The organism is Amycolatopsis sp. (genome assembly GCF_036008905.1).
In the GTDB taxonomy this organism is placed as follows: Bacteria; Actinomycetota; Actinomycetes; order Mycobacteriales; family Pseudonocardiaceae; genus Amycolatopsis.
In genome coordinates this window covers 1-15,675 of sequence record NZ_DASYMU010000208.1, presented here as the reverse complement: position 1 = coordinate 15,675, position 15,675 = coordinate 1, and the positions used below count along the sequence as shown (strand labels likewise).

The window sequence follows — 15,675 nt, the reverse complement described above, 5'->3', positions numbered from 1 at the left end:
CAGTGGCATTGCTGTCGACAGATGGCGACCCGTGAGAGGGCCGTTCGCGGGCTGAAATATCGCCTCAAAAGCCTCTGAAGTCACATCCGCCACAGCGTCCCCACTCACTCGGGTGAGACGGGCGAACCGCCGTCCCCCGGGCTTGAAAACTGTCGGACCTTCGAACTACTGTTCGAACCATCAACCGAACACTAGTTCGAGGGGACCCCGATGACCATCCAACCGCTGCACCGTTCAACTCCTGCTGTCGAGCGGTCGCGCGAGCTCGAGCTGCCGCCGGGAAGCTGGCACGGCAGGCTCTGGGTTTCGGATGCCCGGCTGGCAGATCCGGCCTTCTACCTGCAGTGCGTCGCCGACTTCGAACGCACGAGGCTGTGGCCGGTCCTCATCCCGCGCGACGAGCGGTTCGCCGCGAACGGGGAGGATTGGATCGACGACAGGGGCAGGCTCGCGCCCGCCGAGCACAAGGTGCCGCTGGTGGATCCGGCCGCGGCGCTGGACAGGTGGTGGGACTCGTCCTGTTGCGACGGCGCCTGCCTGCGGCCGTTCGGCGCGCGGTTCCCGGGGCTGACACGGCGCCCGCCGCGGCGGTCGGATCCGCTGGCGGAAGCGGGCAACACCGGGTCCGTGCTGGCAGCGCACGGCGAGTATCGGCTCGGGCTCGTCCAGACGGAGCGGCCCGCCGATATCCCGGCCATTCTCGGCTGGACGGGCATGATCAAGTCGACCGACCAGGTCGCGGAGCTTTCGGCGGTGCTGCGCAGCTGGGAGGAGCGGTTCGGCGCGACGCTGATCGTGCTGGGCTTCGACGCGCTGGAGCTGTCCGTTTCGGCACCGCCGCGTAACCAGGGGCGCGCGCTGGCGGTGGCCGCCGAGCACCGGGCCTTCAGCCTGCCGACGTTCGCCGCGCAGCCGGGCAACATCCGTGAATTCGCTTCCGGGCTCGTCCACACCAGGCACTGGAAGTTCTCCTGGGCCTAGTTTGCTGCGCTCAGTTTGACCGGGCCTCACGTGGGCAAATCCCTGACGTGACCGAAATACGCATAGGTACGTCGGGCTGGCTGTACCCGCCGTGGCGCGGGACCTTCTATCCGAAAGGACTGGTGCATCGACAAGAGCTGGAATACCTGTCCCGCCGGGTGAACAGCGTCGAGATCAACGGCTCGTTCTACTCACTGCAGCGGCCCGAGCGGTACCGCGCTTGGTTCGAGCAGGCGCCCGAGGATTTCGTTTTTTCGGTCAAGGGTGGCCGGTTCATCACCCATCTGAAGCAGCTGCGGGACGCCGAAACAGCGTTGGCGAACTTCTTCGCCTCCGGAGTTTTGGCGCTGGGGAACAAACTCGGCCCGATCCTGTGGCAGCTGCCACCCACGCTGAAGTTCGACGCCGAGCGGCTCACCACGTTTTTCGACCTCTTGCCCAGAAACACCCGTGCGGCCTCGAATCTGGCCAAGCGGCACGACGAGAAACTGAAGGGAGACGCCTATACGAAACCGGGAACCACCAGGCCGATCCGGCACGCGCTGGAGGTCCGGCATCCGAGCTTCGCCGCTGAGGAAGCCGTCAAACTCCTGAAGCAGCAGGACATTGCGTTGGTGGTCGCCGATACCGCGGGGAAGTGGCCGTTCGTCGAGGAAGTCACCTCGGACCACGTGTACGTGCGGCTCCACGGTGACGTCGAGCTCTACGCGAGCGGGTACTCCGACGAAGCCCTGGGGAACTGGGCGAAGAAGATCCGGCACTGGCACGACGAGCTGCACAAGGACGTCTACGTCTACTTCGACAACGACATGAAGGTCAAAGCACCGGGCGACGCCATATCGCTGGCCGGGAAACTCGGCATCGACATGACGTCACCCGACGAGAGCTAGGTGCTGCGCGACTGAGCGCGGTGCTTGCCCTCGGCGATCTCCTCGACCAACTTGGCGCAGAAGGCGGGCAGGTCGTCCGGGTTACGGCTGGTCACCAGGCCCGCGTCGACGACAACCTCTTCGTCGACCCACTCCGCGCCGGCGTTGCGCAGGTCGGTCTGGAGGCTGGGCCAGGACGTCAGGCGGCGGCCGCGGACGACGTCGGCCTCGATCAGCGTCCACGGCGCGTGGCAGATGGCCGCGACGGGCTTCTGCTGCGCGAAGAACCCGCCGATGAACTTCACGGCGTCCTTGTTCGTGCGCAGGAAGTCGGGGTTGGCCACGCCGCCGGGCAGTACCAGCGCGTCGTAGTCGTCCGGGGAAACGTCGGTGACGACCTTGTCGACCGGGAAGGTGTCCGCCTTGTCCAAGTGGTTGAAAGCCTGCACCGTGCCGGAATCGGACGAAACGAGTTCCGGGATGCCACCGGCTTTCTCGACGGCCTTCCACGGCTCCGTCAGCTCGACCTGTTCGATCCCCTCCGGCGCGACGACAAAAGCCACGCGGCGTCCGGCGAGTGTGTCCGACATGGGAAATTCCCTCCGTTCTAGATGTACAACGGTTGACTACCCGGTACTCCGGGCCGCTCAAACCAGCTTCATCCGACGAAGTGACGCGCACAGTCAGCGGGTAGTGAGCGCCTTCGGGTTGAGTGTCACCGTGCGGGTGAACTGCCCGCGCGCTGCCACGGGGGGTCAGCGCGCGGGCAGGCCCGTGCCACTCAGCCGGCCAGTCCGACGAGGGCAACCAGCTTGGCTCGCACGTCGTCGGCGTCGGGGTGGGAAAGCTCGGTGAGCACCCGGGCGGCGCGCAGCCAGCAGTCCTTGGCCTGGGCGCGGTCGCCGGCGCGCAGGAACACGTCGCCGAGCTCGTTGAGGACGTCGGCGGCCTGGTAGAGCTCGCCTCGGGTGAAGAACATCTCCACGGCCAGCCGCAGGCAGGCGACACCTTCCTCGTGCCGGTTCAGCCCGACGAGCGCGGTGCCCTTGCTGCGCTGGGCGAACCGTTCCTCCTCGAGGATCCCGGTGCGCCGCCAGATCCCGAGCGCGGTCTCGGCGAGATCCAGCGCGACTTCGTGGCGGCCCATCAGGGAGCTGATGTCCCCGACGGCCTGCAGCACGTCCGCTTCCAGGTTCTCCAGGTCCAGTTCGCGGACGAGCCGCAGCGCCTCGATGGCGTGCTCGTACGCGTGGTCCTGCTCGCCGTTGAAACCGGCGGAGAGCGCGAGGTTGTACTGCGCGCGTGCCTCGCCCTCACGTGAGCCGAGTTCTCGTTGCAGCTCAAGCACTTGCTGCAGATACGCCCAGGACTCGGCGTGCCGTCGCGCGATGCTGGTGGCGATGCCGAGCCCGCTCAGGATGCCCGCCTCGCCCGGCCTGTTCCCGGCGCGGCGGGCCGCGCGCAGGGCGACGTCGAACACCGAACGCCACTCGTCCAGCCGCGCCCGGATGATGAAGAACGACTGCAGCAGCCAAGCCAGCTGCCAGCACTGCTCGTACCGCTCTTCGCGGTACGCCAGGGTCACCGCGGCGACGAGATTGCCGGACTCCTCGTCGAACCAGTCGAGAGCCTGCTCGTGACAGCCGAACTTGAGCCCTGCGTCCGGATCTTCCAGCTGGAGGAGCCCATGATGGCGCTCCGGCCGCAGAAGCCGTGACGCCTCCATGGCCGAGCCGAGGTACCAGTTGAGCAGGCGGTCTCGGGCGGCGACGCGTTCGGCGCCGGCGTCGAACCGGTGCGACAGCTCGCCCGCGTACACGCGGATCAGGTCGTGGAGCTGGTAGCGCGCCGAGCGTGGCTGACCGAGCAGATAGGCGGACGTGAGCCGCCCGAGACTCGTGCGCGCGTGATCTGGTTCCACCCCGGCGACGGCGGCGGCCGCCGGCAGGCTGAAATCGGGGACGGCAGGCAGCCCGAGCAGGCGCAACATCCTCGCCGCATCGACGTCGAGTGCCTGGTACGAATGCGAAAACACGGCGCGGATGTTCGTCTCCTCGCCGTCCGCGAGGTCGAACGCGCCGAGCCGGTCGTGCTCGCCGTCGAGCTCGGCGACGAACTCCGCCAGCGGCACGTCCGGGAACTGGTCGGCACGCACGGCGAGGATCCGGATGGCCAGCGGAAGCCGTCCGCAGTAGTCGACGAAACGCTCGGTCGCGACGTCATCCGCTTCGACCCTGTCGACGCCGATCGTGGCCGCGAGCAGCGTGATGGCGTCCGCTTCGCTCAGTTCGTCGAGCGCGACGCGGTGCGCGCCATGGGTCGCGACGAGCGCGCGCAGCTGCCAGCGGCTGGTGATCAGCACGAGACAGCCGGGGCCGGGGAACAGCGGCCGGACCTGCTCGGTACTGCCCGCGTTGTCGAGCACGGCGAGCAGCCGGCGGCCCGCGCTGTGCGTCCGCCACAGCGCGGCGCGGCCATCGAGATCGGCCGGGATCCGGTCGGCGGGCACACCGAGCGAAGTCAGCATGGTCTCCAGCGCCACGCCCGGTTCGATCGCGTCACCGGGGCCGTGACCGCGCAGGTTCACGTAGAGCTGCCCACCGGGGAACCGGTCGGCCACCTCGTGCGCGAAGTGGATGGCGAGGGTCGTCTTGCCGATCCCGCCCATGCCTTCGATCGACGCGATCGGCGTCGACGTGCTCGGTTCGTCGGGCACCAACGTCCGCAGCGCCTTGAGGTCGGCTTCCCGGCCGGCGAAGGTGCCGAGGTCGGCGGGCAGCTGGCGCGGGGTCAGCGGTTCGGGGCCGAGCCGGTAGCGGGCACCGTTCGCGGCCGGGGAGAAGTCGGTCACCGGCTCGCCGGTGACGATCGCGAGATGGGCGCGCTGCAGCGAAACCCCGGGATCCAGGCCGAGTTCCCCGGCGAGGACGGCACTGATTTCGCGGTACACGGTGAGCGCTTCGGCTTGGCGGCCCGCGCGGTAGAGCGCGATCATCAGCTGCTCGTGGAGCCGCTCGCGCAGCGGGTTCTCCCTGATCAGCCCGGTCAGTTGCGGGATGACCGCGGCGTAGTCGCCGAGACCGAGCAACGCGTCCGCCCACTGTTCGCGGGCCCTCAGCCGCTCTTCGGAAAGCTGCGCGACCTCGTCGCGGTGCAGGGCGTCGGATTCCACGTTGGTCATCGCGGGCCCGCTCCACTGCGCGAGCGACTCCGAAAGCAGCGCGGCTGCCTGGCCGAGCTCGCCACGGGCGGCCGCGGCCTTGCCCTGGGTCGCGAGGGTGCGGAAACGGGTGAGATCGAGGCTGGTTTCGTCGACTTCGATCAGGTAACCGCCGCGCTCAGTGCGAATCGGCACGTCGTTGCCGAGCGCGCGCCGCACCCGCAGGACATACGTCTGGAGCGCGCCTTTGGACCGCCGCTGATCGTCGTCGTCCCAGAGCCAGCGGAACAACTCGTCGACGGACACGACCTGGTTCGAGCGGAGAAGCAATCCGGCCAGCACGATGAGCGGCCTGCTGCCACCAAGGGACACCGGCCGTTCACCAGCCGTCACACCGACCGGGCCGAGCACGCGGAACTCGAACGCCACGACCTCATTCTGGCCGTCTTACGGCTGATCGGCACGGATTCCGGAAAGTGGCATGATCGGATCCACATGGACGTCTACACGATCAAGATGCGCAATCGCTTCCGCGGCATCGACGCGCGCGAGGGCCTTGTGCTGCGCGGGGCCGCCGGTTGGGGCGAATTCTGCCCATTCGCGGAGTATTCGGACGAGGAGAGCGCACCCTGGCTCGCCGCGGCTGTCGAAGCCGCCGAGACAGGCTGGCCCGCACCGGTACGCGACCGCGTCGAAATCAACACCACGGTCCCGGTCGTCCCGCCCGAACGCGCCTACGAACTGGTCGCCGCGTCGGGCTGCCGGACGGCGAAGGTGAAGGTGGCCGACCCTCGATCGTCCCTTGTGGACGATTGCGATCGGGTGGCCGCGGTGCGCGACGCGCTGGGCTCGTCGGGCGCGATCCGGGTGGACGCCAACATGGCCTGGGACGTCGACACCGCCGTGCGCGCGATCGGCGAGCTGGACAAGGCCGCGGGCGGGCTGGAGTACGTCGAGCAGCCGTGCGTTTCGATCGAGGAGCTCGCCGCGGTCCGGCGCCGGGTGTCGGTGCGGATCGCCGCCGACGAGTCGATCCGGCGCGCCGAGGACCCGATGAAGGTGGCCGTGGCCGGAGCCGCGGACATCGCGGTGCTGAAGGTCGCGCCGCTCGGCGGTGTCCGGCGCGCGCTGGAAGTCGCCGAAGCCTGTGGGCTGCCGTGTGTGGTCTCGTCGGCGCTGGAAACCAGCGTCGGCCTCGCCGCCGGGCTGGCGCTCGCCGGCGCCTTGCCGTCGTTGGACTTCGCGTGCGGACTCGGCACGATTTCGTTGATGGAGGGCGACATCACGTCGAACTCACTGTCCCCTGTGGACGGTTTCCTGCCGGTGCTCACCCAAGCCCCCGAGCCCAACCTGCGCGGCGGTTTCCTCGCCGACGACCAGACCAAAACCTGGTGGCTGGACCGGCTCACGCGCGTCCGGCTCGTGAGTGGCTACGAGGGTTAGAACACTCGTAGCCACTCACGAGCCACCCACACACCGCAGCCGATCCACTCAGCTGCAGTGCGAAAACTCACTGTCGAACTTCGAGACTCCCGCGGACCCGCCCCATTTCACGCACTTGTCCGCGGCCGACGCGCTGACCGGTCCGGCGTAGTAGGAGAAACTGCCCGTGCCGAGTGACGTCGTCTTCACCGTGGTGACGCAGTTCTTGCCGGTGGTGGCGTTGTAGAGCAGGGTGGTGTCCGTGGTGCGGACTTCGAAGTGCGGATGCGGCGAGATGCCGTTGCCGGGCTTGCTGGTGTTGCCCAGTTCGCCGATCTTCTGGCCCTGCACGCCGCCGTGGTCGATCTTGACCAGGTTGCCGTAGCCGTTCTCCGAACCCTGGTGCGCCGAGGTCGCGACCTTCCCGGCGGCCGCCGCGACGACGGTGTCACCGAGGTCCGCGTCGTCGGTGCTGCCCCGGTTGAAGTCGATCTCCCACTTGCGGTGGGCACTGCACAATCGGCGCTAATCGAACGCTGTTCTCAGGGTCGGAACTCCGGGTCCGGTCAGGGCCGTTCCCTGATGTGCCGACGCCGGCCGTGGGCGATTCTTGAGGCATGACAAACACCGTGCAAGAAACCCCGAAGAAGCTCGAGCGCATCCACGAGGGCCGCATGCTGGGCGGTGTCTGCGCCGGGTGGGCCCGCTACCTCGGGGTGGATCTCGCTGTCGTCCGGCTCATGGTCGTCGCGGCCACCTTCGTCTTCATCGGCGTGACCATCCCGCTCTACGCCGCCGCGTACGTCCTGACGCCGGAAGAGGAAGCTCCCGGACAGGCGTCCTGAAAGGATGACCGCGCGTCCAGGTTTCCGAGCGCATTTGGCCGGTGCTCGGAAACAAAAAGGCCCGGGCCGCTGACGCGGACCGGGCCTTTTCTGTACTGCGAGGTGTTACGGGGCCGGACTCAGAAGTCCATGCCACCCATGCCACCGTCGCCACCCGGAGCGGCCGGTGCGGCCTTCTCCGGCTTGTCGGCGACAACGGCCTCGGTGGTCAGGAACAGCGCCGCGATGGAGGCGGCGTTCTGCAGCGCGGACCGGGTGACCTTCGTGGGGTCCGGCACGCCGGCGGCGAGCAGGTCCTCGTAGACACCGGTCGCGGCGTTCAGGCCGTGGCCCGTCGGCAGACCCTTGACCTTCTCGACCACAACTCCGCCTTCGAGGCCGGCGTTGATGGCGATCTGCTTGAGGGGAGCCTCGACCGCGATGCGAACGATGTTCGCACCGGTGGCCTCGTCACCCTCGAGCTTGAGGCCCGCGAACGCGGCTTCGGCAGCCTGAAGCAGAGCCACGCCGCCACCGGCGACGATGCCCTCTTCAACAGCGGCCTTGGCGTTGCGCACGGCGTCCTCGATGCGGTGCTTGCGCTCCTTGAGCTCAACCTCGGTCGCGGCGCCGGCCTTGATGACGGCAACGCCGCCGGCCAGCTTCGCGAGACGCTCCTGGAGCTTCTCGCGGTCGTAGTCCGAGTCGGAGTTGTCGATCTCGGCGCGGATCTGGTTGACACGACCCTGGATCTGGTCAGCGTCACCGGAGCCCTCGACGATGGTCGTCTCGTCCTTGGTGATGAGCGCCTTGCGGGCGCGGCCCAGCAGCGAAAGGTCGGCGTTCTCGAGCTTGAGACCGACGTCCTCGCTGATGACCTGGCCACCGGTCAGGATCGCGATGTCCTGGAGGATGGCCTTCCGGCGGTCACCGAAGCCCGGGGCCTTGACGGCGACGGACTTGAAGGTGCCGCGGATCTTGTTGACGACCAGGGTCGCGAGAGCTTCGCCCTCGACGTCCTCGGCGATGATCAGCAGCGGCTTGCCGGACTGGATGACCTTCTCCAGCAGCGGAAGCACGTCCTTGACGTTGGAGATCTTGGAGCCGTACAGCAGGACGTACGGGTCCTCCAGCTCGGCTTCCTGACGCTCCGGGTCGGTCACGAAGTAACCGGACACGTAACCCTTGTCGAAGCGCATACCCTCGGTGAGCTCGAGCTCGAGCCCGAAGGTGTTGCTCTCCTCGACGGTGACGACGCCTTCCTTGCCGACCTTGTCGAGCGCTTCGGCGATGAGCTCACCGATGGTGCGGTCGGCAGCGGAGATCGAGGCAGTCGCAGCGATCTGCTCCTTGGTCTCGATCTGGACGGCCATCTTGTGAAGCTGCTCGATGATGGCCTCGACGGCCGTCTCGATGCCGCGCTTCAGGCTGATGGGGTCGGCGCCGGCGGCGACGTTACGCAGGCCCTCTTTGACGAGAGCCTGGGCGAGCACGGTGGCGGTAGTGGTGCCGTCACCCGCGACGTCGTCGGTCTTCTTGGCAACTTCCTTGACGAGCTCGGCCCCGATCTTCTCCCACGGGTCTTCGAGCTCGATTTCCTTCGCGATGGAGACGCCGTCGTTGGTGATCGTCGGCGCGCCCCACTTCTTCTCGAGCACGACGTTGCGGCCACGAGGGCCAAGCGTCACCTTGACGGTGTCGGCGAGGATGTTCAAGCCACGCTCAAGACCGCGGCGGGCTTCCTCGTCGAACGCGATCAGTTTGGCCATTGCGGTGTGGTCCTCCGGTATTGAGCGCCGCGAACGACCCAGTCGTCAAAAGCGACTGAATCGCAGCAGCAGGACACGTCCTCGGCCAGGCTCGGTGCCCGCGACGGACGACCCACTCCGGTTTCCCGGACCTGAGCCTCACCGTCCCGACCTCAGGCGAGTGATCGGTGACCACCCGCCTGGCACTCGACGGCGTCGAGTGCCAATGTCGTGTTTAGCACTCTCGGGGTGCGAGTGCAAGAAACCCAGGTCAACAGGTCAGGTCGACGGCTTGATCGAGATCGACGTCGGCGGCGCCTTGAGCGAGGACGAGGGCGCGTTCGGCTGCGAGCCGCCGGGGCCGACCGGGATTTGAGGCGCTGTCGACGGCGTAGTACCGCCGCCTTCGCCGCCGCCGCCGAAAACAAGAATGCCGCCGATGACGAGCGCCGCGACCACGAGCACGCCGAGCACGATCATCAGTATCTTCCGGCTGTTGCCACCGTTGCCGCTCTGGGAGAACGCCGTCGGTCCGCCCGCGGGAGCCGGGGGACGCAGCCGGACAGGGTCACCGGTGAGCTGCTGATAGTCGCCGTAACCGCCACCTTGCGGTGGTCCGTATCCCTGTTGCGGCGGGCCGTATCCACCCGGCGGACTCTGCGGTGGGCCATACGGGCCCTGTTGTGGAGGACCTTGTTGCGGCTGCCCGTAACCGGGTGGCGGCCCTTGCTGTGGCGGGGGTCCCTGCTGCGGCCCTTGGCCGTAACCGCCCGGCGGCGGCTGCTGTCCTCCGTACGGCTGCGACATGTGGCCCCCCTCTGGCTGGTGCGAGTTCACCGGCTGCCCGATCGTGCCAGGCGGACCCGGCGGCTTGTCGGAAGCGGCCTGCGGGCCGAGTGCCCGGCGCGCCGCGGCGATCAGCTCGATGCAGCTCGCGTACCTGTCCGTGGGGTTCTTCGCCATACCCTTGCGGACGACTTCGTCGATCGCGTTGGGTAGCGCCACCACGCGCGAGATGGCCGGTGGCTCGCCGTTGAGATGCCCTTTGATCACGGTCGGCACGTCGCCCTTGAACGGCGGGCTTCCGGTGAGGCAGGCGAACAGCACGCAGGTCAGCGCGTACTGGTCGGTGCGGCCGTCGAGCGGCTCACCGCGAAGGTGCTCGGGCGCGGCATATGTAGGGGAACCGAGGAAGTCGCCGCCGCGGGTCCGGTGCCCGGTGGCGCCGCGGCGGGTGAGCCCGAAATCGGCGACATAGACATGCTCGCGCGCGGTTTCCCGGCTCGTCACGAGCACGTTGGCCGGTTTGACGTCGAGGTGCACCAGGCCGCGGGCGTGCAGGGTGTCGAGCGCGTCGGCGACCTGTTCGAGCAGGATCAGCGTGCGCGCCGGGGAGATCGGGCCGCCGGAGATCGCGCCGGCGAGATCACCGCCGTCGACCATCCGCATGGCGATGTAGAGCATGCCTTCGAGCTCACCGAAGTCGTAGAGCGGCACGACGTTGGCGTGGTCGATGGCGGAGGTGTTCCTGGCCTCGTCGACGAACCGCTCGCGGAACTCCGCGTCGGCACCGAGGTGATCACCAATGATCTTGAGGGCCACCTTGCGTCCCAGCCGCACGTCGGTGGCCTTGTACGTCACACTCATGCCGCCCTTGCCGAGCACACCGTCAATACGGTAATTGCCCAACCGGCGACCGGTGAGGTCCCCCGACACATCGCCTGTCACGCAGCGCAGCCTAACGCCCTTGGTAATCAAGCCGCTGGCGGTTGGCCCGAAGAGTTGAGACTCCTGCCCGAACACTCACCCTGCTGGTCCAGGCCTGCGGTTGCGCGCCTGGACCAGCACCGTCCCGGGCCCCGCGAAGTCCAGCGCCAGCCCTTCACCGGTCTTGAGCGACTGGGGGCCCGCGAGATCAACCGCGCGCAGCCGGGTTTGGATCGTGTCCGGGTAGGCGAGCAGGAAATCGGGCCGCACGGTGACGATCTCCCCCTGGCCGAGTTCGAACGCGTCGACTGGGCCGCCGGCGGCCAGCACGAGCGGTCCCATCCCGCTGAAATGGTCGAGGAATCCGTCGTCCGCGCCGAACAGCGCCTGCAGCGGCGCCCAGCCCGGGTCGTGCCGCACCGTCGCCGGGCGGGCGAGGATCGCGCCGGAGAAGACGCACCAGCCCGTCTTCCCGTCGAACTCCAAGGGATAGACGTCGCCCGGCAAGTCCGGCGCGAAGTCGATCCAGCCGCCCTCAGCGGGCGCGGTGTACACCGACATCCCGCCCTTGTGCGCCCGCGCGCCTCCGCGGGCGGGCGGGGTTTCGGTCAGCCCGTAGCTGCTGGCGACCATCGTCCGGCCTGCCGCCTGCACGGCTTCGCCCGGCGCCAGCATGATGCGCGCCACGCCGAAGTTGGGGGTGTGCCTGGTGTGTACCTGCATGGGTTTCGGCCGCTATCCGCGCGAAGGCACCTGGGCGACGATCCATGACGACAGCGCCGACGGGTTGCGCGTCTGCGTCAGGACCTGACCGGGACCGGCGAAGTCGAAGACCAGTCCCTCACCGCTCTTCATCGTCTGCCAGATGCCGGTGGCCATCTTGCGGGTCTGCGACTGGACGGTGTCGGCGTACGCCACCACGTGCCCGGAGTCGATGGTGACGACCTCGCCCTGCTGCAGGGTGGTGGTCTCGAGAGCGCCGTAACAAGCGACCACGAGCGGTCCCTGTCCCGTCGCGTGCGTGAGGAAACCGCCCTCACCGCCGAAGAGCTTGCCGAAGCCGCCCCATTTGGTCTCGGTGTGCACGCTGTGCGAGGAGGCCAGCCACGAACCCTTGGTCACGCACCAGCCGACCCGGCCGTCGAGGTTGATGACCTGCATGTCGCCCGGCAGGTTCGCGGCGACGTCGACCCAGCCGCCGTTGGCGGGGGCGGTATAGGTGGACACGAAGAACGACTCGCCGCCGAGCATCGCGCGCCCGAAGCCCTTCATGATCCCGCCCTGCGCGGCCGCCTGCACCTGGACGCCGTAGCTCGTCGCCATCATGGCGCCCGCCTCGACCTGCGCCGGCTCACCTGGCGCGAGCGTCAACCTGGCCACGGCGAACGACGGCTGGTGACGGAATTGAACCTGCATGACTTCTCCCCGGAAAGCTGCGACTGGCGGGGAGAGTCTTGCATGGGCGCCGATGAAGGGCAGGATGGTCCGGGTGATCTCTGTGGACGACCATCGCGAGGCCGTGACCAAGCTGCTGGGCACCGCTCCCGCCACCCCGCTCGCCCTGCCCGAATGCGCCGGACTGGTGCTCGCGGAAGACGTCCGCGCGGGGGTGTCGCTGCCCCCGTTCGACAACTCCGCCATGGACGGATACGCCGTCCGCGCACAGGACATCGCCGCCGCGAGCCCCGAAAACCCGGTGGAACTCCCGGTGGCGGCGGACATCCCGGCCGGCCGCGTCGATGTCCCCGACCTGCTTCCCGGCACCGCGCACCGGATCATGACCGGCGCGCCGATGCCTCCGGGCGCGGACAGCGTGGTCATGGTCGAAGAGACCGACGGCGGCACCGAACGCGTGCGAATCCGCAAGTCCGTCCCGGTCGACAACCACGTGCGGCATATCGGCGAAGATGTGGTCAAGGGCACAGTCGCACTCACCGCCGGCACCGTGCTCAGCCACGCGCAGCTCGGGCTGGCGGCGGCCGTCGGGCTCGACAAGCTCACCGTGCACCGGCCGCTCAAAGTCGTCGTCGCCTCGACCGGCTCGGAGCTCATCGACGCGCCGAACCCGTTGCGGTACGGGCAGATCTACGAATCCAACAGCATCATGCTGGCCACCGCCATCCGCGCGACGGGCGCCGAGGTCGTGGTCGTGCGCAGTGTGGTCGACGACGTCGACGAGTTCCGCGCGGTGATCGAGCCGAAGCTCGCCGACGCCGATCTGCTGGTGACCTCCGGCGGGGTAAGCGCGGGCGCGTACGAGGTGGTCAAGGACGCGCTGACCGGCTCGGTGGTGTTCGAGAAGATCGCGATGCAACCCGGTGGGCCGCAGGGCAGCGGCCGCTGGAACGGCGTGCCGGTGGTGACCCTGCCCGGAAACCCGGTGAGCGTGCTCGTTTCGTTCGAGGCGTTCCTGCGCCCGGCGCTGCTCAGCGCGATGGGGCACACCGGCGTCAACCGGCAGCAGGTGCGGGCCAAGCTCATCGAGTCGATGACCTCACCGCTCGGACGCCGTCAGTTCCGGCGCGGTTTCTACACCCAGACCGAAGGCCAGGTGACCGGCATCGTCGGCCCGCGCGGTGGCCCCGGTTCCCACCTGCTCGCGGCGTTCACCCAGGCCAACTGCCTCATCGTGCTGCCGGAAGACGTCGGCTCGGTGGCCGAGGGCGAAGAGGTGGACGTGCTGCTGCTGTAGGGAAGTCGACGCCCCGGCACGCATCGGGATACCGGGGCGTCACTGTGTCCGCTAGACGACGGTGTCTTCGTCGTCGGCGGAGTCATCCTGCTCTTCGAGCTGCCACTTGAGCTGGAACTCGATCTCCTCCTCGCCGTCGCCACGCTCGTGCTCGATGGAGAACTGGGCACGCGCCGGAACCCGGATCCGCTCGCCCGCGATCTGGATCCGGAACGAGGTCTCGGACTCCATCGCGTCGGCGAGGCGACGCAGCTTGGCGACGACGTCGGCCGTGGAGTAGATGCGTTCGACGTCTCTCTGGGTGTTCTCGGTCATGGATCGCCCTCCGATTGTGGGGCACCCGATCAGGTGCCTGTGAGGTGTCATTCAATCGCGTGGACATACCTAGGACGAAGAGGGGGACGTGCTGCTGCCGCAGGGAAGTCGCGCAATGTCCTAAGTGGACTGAAGACGAGCACGGCGATGGACGCCAGCTGCAGCCCGGCCATGATCCACAGCGTTTCCCGCACGCCCAGCGTCTGCCCGAGCGTGCCGCCGAGCAGCGCGCCGAGCGGGATCGCGCCGTAGTTGAGGACGGCCGTGCTCGCGGTGATCCGGCCGAACAGCTCCGGTGGGCAGTAGCGCTGGCGGAACGTCGACGAGATGACGTTGGACGTCACCACGCCCGCGCCGAGCCCGAAGCCACCGGCGACGAACAACGCGAGTCCCCAGCCGGGACCGCTCAACGGGCCGAGGATCAGCATGGGCGCGGCGCTCACCTCGCAGAGCAGAAACGCCCGTGCGGAGCCGAATCGCGCGCTGAGCCGGCCCGCCAACAGGGCGCCGAACACGCCACCGGCACTCGCGAGGGCCAGCACAACACCGACCGTCGCGGGGCCGGCACCGAGGTCGCGCACCAGGACGACGACGCTGATGGACTCGTAGCCCATCAGCGCGATGTTCGAGATCGCCCCGAAAACGGTGAGCAGGCGCAGGAACCGGTCGTGGACGACGAACCGCAGGCCGTCGGCGATCTCGTCGCGCAGGCGATCGGTGGTCGTGCGCTCGGGCCGCTCCTCGCGGGTGCGGATGGAGCGCAGGCACAGCACGGAAACCCCGAAGCTGACGGCGTCCGCGAGCAGCCCGCTGACCGCGCCGAAAACCTGTGCCAGCGGACCCGCGATCCCCGGTCCCGCCACCTGCACGGCCGATTCGCTGCCTTGGAGTTTGGCGTTGGCCTCCAGGAGGTCGTCGCCGGACACGAGGGTCGGCAGGTAGACGCGGTACGCGGTGGCGAAGAAGACCTTGGCCGTGCCGCCCAGCAGCGCGACCACCAGCAGCTGTGTCACGGTCAGGAAGCCGAACCACGCTGCCACCGGGACGCTGGCGAAGAGCAGCATCGACGCGAGGTTGCAGGCCAGCATCAACGGCCGCTTGGCGACCCTGTCGACCAAAGCGCCCGCCGGAAGCCCGATGAACAGCCACGGCAACCACGCTGCCGCGGCGAGGAGGCCAACGGTGAAAGTGTTGGCCTGCAAGGTAACCACGGCGACGAGCGGTAGCGCCACGCTCGCCACACTGCTTCCGAGGCTGCTCGTTGTCTCGCCGAACCACAGCAGGCGGAAGTCGCGATGTCCGGCGAGACTCATGGCTGAGCCGGGAAACCGTGCCCGAAGAGGAAGACAGGCTTGCGCTCTTGGCCATCGTCGGGGGTCTCACGGTGCGACCACCTGGTGAACAGCGCGATGGTTTCCTCGGCCAGTTGCCGGAGTTCGTCAGGCGACAGGTGCGCCCAAGTGTCGGTCGCGAACGACGCCCCTTCCCAAGCCTCGCCGTAGCTTTCGCGCTCGGAGATCCACGTCCGGACGAGGTTGTTCTGGCGGTCAAGACTCAGCGACACCGCCGCGTCGGCGACCGGGTCGTCCTTGAAGTCCTTCGCTGACCAGCGCAAACCGTCGTAAGCCTTGCGCCACCAGCGTTCCCGGCGGTCACGGGCGAGCTCGGGGACTTCTTCGACGAGGTCGCTCGCGGCGAGGACCTTGAGATGATGGCTGATATTGCCGACGGCCTGGCCGGTGCGCTGCGCGAGCGCGCTCGCCGTCGACGGGCCGTGGACCTCGAGAACGTCCATCAGGCGGCGGCGCAGCGGGTGGGACATCGCGGCGAGGACTTTGGAGTCACGGATTTCGCGCACTTCACGGTCGGTCATGCCCCCCACGATAGATACACAAGACTTCTTGTGCAACTGCTCTTGTACAATAACTCTTGAAGTACCCCAAAGCGGCGGTGGGGG

15 protein-coding genes are annotated in these 15,675 nt (G+C 68.2%); 5 read left to right on the top strand and 10 right to left on the bottom strand.

Annotated features, from left to right (window positions below; translation table 11 throughout):
- Positions 1-210: 210 nt before the first annotated feature.
- Together VGP60_RS33620 and VGP60_RS33615 are read left to right on the top strand one after the other, a co-directional pair.
- The gene (locus VGP60_RS33620; protein WP_327552203.1) at positions 211-981 is read left to right on the top strand and encodes a DUF4253 domain-containing protein; all 771 of its coding nucleotides are present in this window, start codon (positions 211-213) and stop codon (positions 979-981) included.
- Positions 982-1,019: 38 nt separating this feature from the next.
- Entirely contained in the window at positions 1,020-1,871 is an 852-nt protein-coding gene (locus tag VGP60_RS33615; RefSeq protein WP_327552204.1) for a DUF72 domain-containing protein, read from the top strand.
- Here VGP60_RS33615 and VGP60_RS33610 read toward each other — a convergent pair.
- Positions 1,868-2,440, bottom strand: coding sequence for a type 1 glutamine amidotransferase domain-containing protein (locus VGP60_RS33610; protein ID WP_327552202.1), 573 nt, complete (start codon positions 2,438-2,440; stop codon positions 1,868-1,870). The genes VGP60_RS33615 and VGP60_RS33610 overlap by 4 nt on opposite strands.
- 191 nt (positions 2,441-2,631) lie before the next feature.
- A complete protein-coding gene (locus tag VGP60_RS33605) occupies positions 2,632-5,439 on the bottom strand; it encodes an AfsR/SARP family transcriptional regulator (RefSeq protein ID WP_327552201.1) in 2,808 nt (935 codons plus the stop codon).
- A 66-nt stretch (positions 5,440-5,505) separates the two neighbouring features.
- On the opposite strand from VGP60_RS33605, the gene VGP60_RS33600 reads away from it, so the two are divergent.
- Positions 5,506-6,453 (top strand): o-succinylbenzoate synthase, encoded by a 948-nt coding sequence (locus tag VGP60_RS33600; protein WP_327552200.1) that lies wholly within the window; start codon positions 5,506-5,508, stop codon positions 6,451-6,453.
- 48 nt (positions 6,454-6,501) lie between these two features.
- Here VGP60_RS33600 and VGP60_RS41820 read toward each other — a convergent pair whose 3' ends face one another.
- On the bottom strand, positions 6,502-6,951 hold the full coding sequence (locus VGP60_RS41820) for a M23 family metallopeptidase (protein ID WP_414640448.1): 450 nt from the start codon (positions 6,949-6,951) through the stop codon (positions 6,502-6,504).
- Positions 6,952-7,049: 98 nt separating this feature from the next.
- On the opposite strand from VGP60_RS41820, the gene VGP60_RS33590 reads away from it, so the two are divergent.
- On the top strand, positions 7,050-7,277 hold the full coding sequence (locus VGP60_RS33590; protein ID WP_327552199.1) for a PspC domain-containing protein: 228 nt from the start codon (positions 7,050-7,052) through the stop codon (positions 7,275-7,277).
- Positions 7,278-7,396: 119 nt separating this feature from the next.
- Here the strand turns inward: VGP60_RS33590 and groL are convergent, their stop codons facing one another.
- The 4 genes from groL to VGP60_RS33570 all read right to left on the bottom strand — a co-directional run bounded on the left by groL (position 7,397) and on the right by VGP60_RS33570 (position 12,127).
- Entirely contained in the window at positions 7,397-9,025 is a 1,629-nt protein-coding gene (gene groL / locus VGP60_RS33585) for a chaperonin GroEL (protein ID WP_327552198.1), read from the bottom strand.
- A 258-nt stretch (positions 9,026-9,283) separates the two neighbouring features.
- A complete protein-coding gene (locus VGP60_RS33580) occupies positions 9,284-10,732 on the bottom strand; it encodes a serine/threonine-protein kinase (protein WP_327552197.1) in 1,449 nt (482 codons plus the stop codon).
- A gap of 75 nt (positions 10,733-10,807) precedes the next feature.
- The gene (locus tag VGP60_RS33575) at positions 10,808-11,434 is read right to left on the bottom strand and encodes an AIM24 family protein (protein WP_327552196.1); all 627 of its coding nucleotides are present in this window, start codon (positions 11,432-11,434) and stop codon (positions 10,808-10,810) included.
- Between the two features lie 12 nt (positions 11,435-11,446).
- The gene (locus tag VGP60_RS33570; RefSeq protein WP_327552195.1) at positions 11,447-12,127 is read right to left on the bottom strand and encodes a TIGR00266 family protein; all 681 of its coding nucleotides are present in this window, start codon (positions 12,125-12,127) and stop codon (positions 11,447-11,449) included.
- Positions 12,128-12,200: 73 nt separating this feature from the next.
- Between VGP60_RS33570 and glp the strand changes: the two genes are divergently transcribed.
- Entirely contained in the window at positions 12,201-13,403 is a 1,203-nt protein-coding gene (gene glp, locus VGP60_RS33565; RefSeq protein ID WP_327552194.1) for a gephyrin-like molybdotransferase Glp, read from the top strand.
- Positions 13,404-13,454: 51 nt separating this feature from the next.
- Here glp and VGP60_RS33560 read toward each other — a convergent pair whose 3' ends face one another.
- Genes VGP60_RS33560 through VGP60_RS33550 form a run of 3 tightly spaced genes read right to left on the bottom strand, consistent with a single transcriptional unit; the run spans position 13,455 to position 15,591 of the window.
- A complete protein-coding gene (locus tag VGP60_RS33560; RefSeq protein WP_327552193.1) occupies positions 13,455-13,718 on the bottom strand; it encodes an amphi-Trp domain-containing protein in 264 nt (87 codons plus the stop codon).
- A 47-nt stretch (positions 13,719-13,765) separates the two neighbouring features.
- The gene (locus VGP60_RS33555) at positions 13,766-15,031 is read right to left on the bottom strand and encodes an MFS transporter (RefSeq protein ID WP_327552192.1); all 1,266 of its coding nucleotides are present in this window, start codon (positions 15,029-15,031) and stop codon (positions 13,766-13,768) included.
- The gene (locus tag VGP60_RS33550) at positions 15,028-15,591 is read right to left on the bottom strand and encodes a helix-turn-helix domain-containing protein (protein ID WP_327552191.1); all 564 of its coding nucleotides are present in this window, start codon (positions 15,589-15,591) and stop codon (positions 15,028-15,030) included. The genes VGP60_RS33555 and VGP60_RS33550 overlap by 4 nt, the downstream gene beginning before the upstream one ends.
- Positions 15,592-15,675 lie beyond the last annotated feature (84 nt).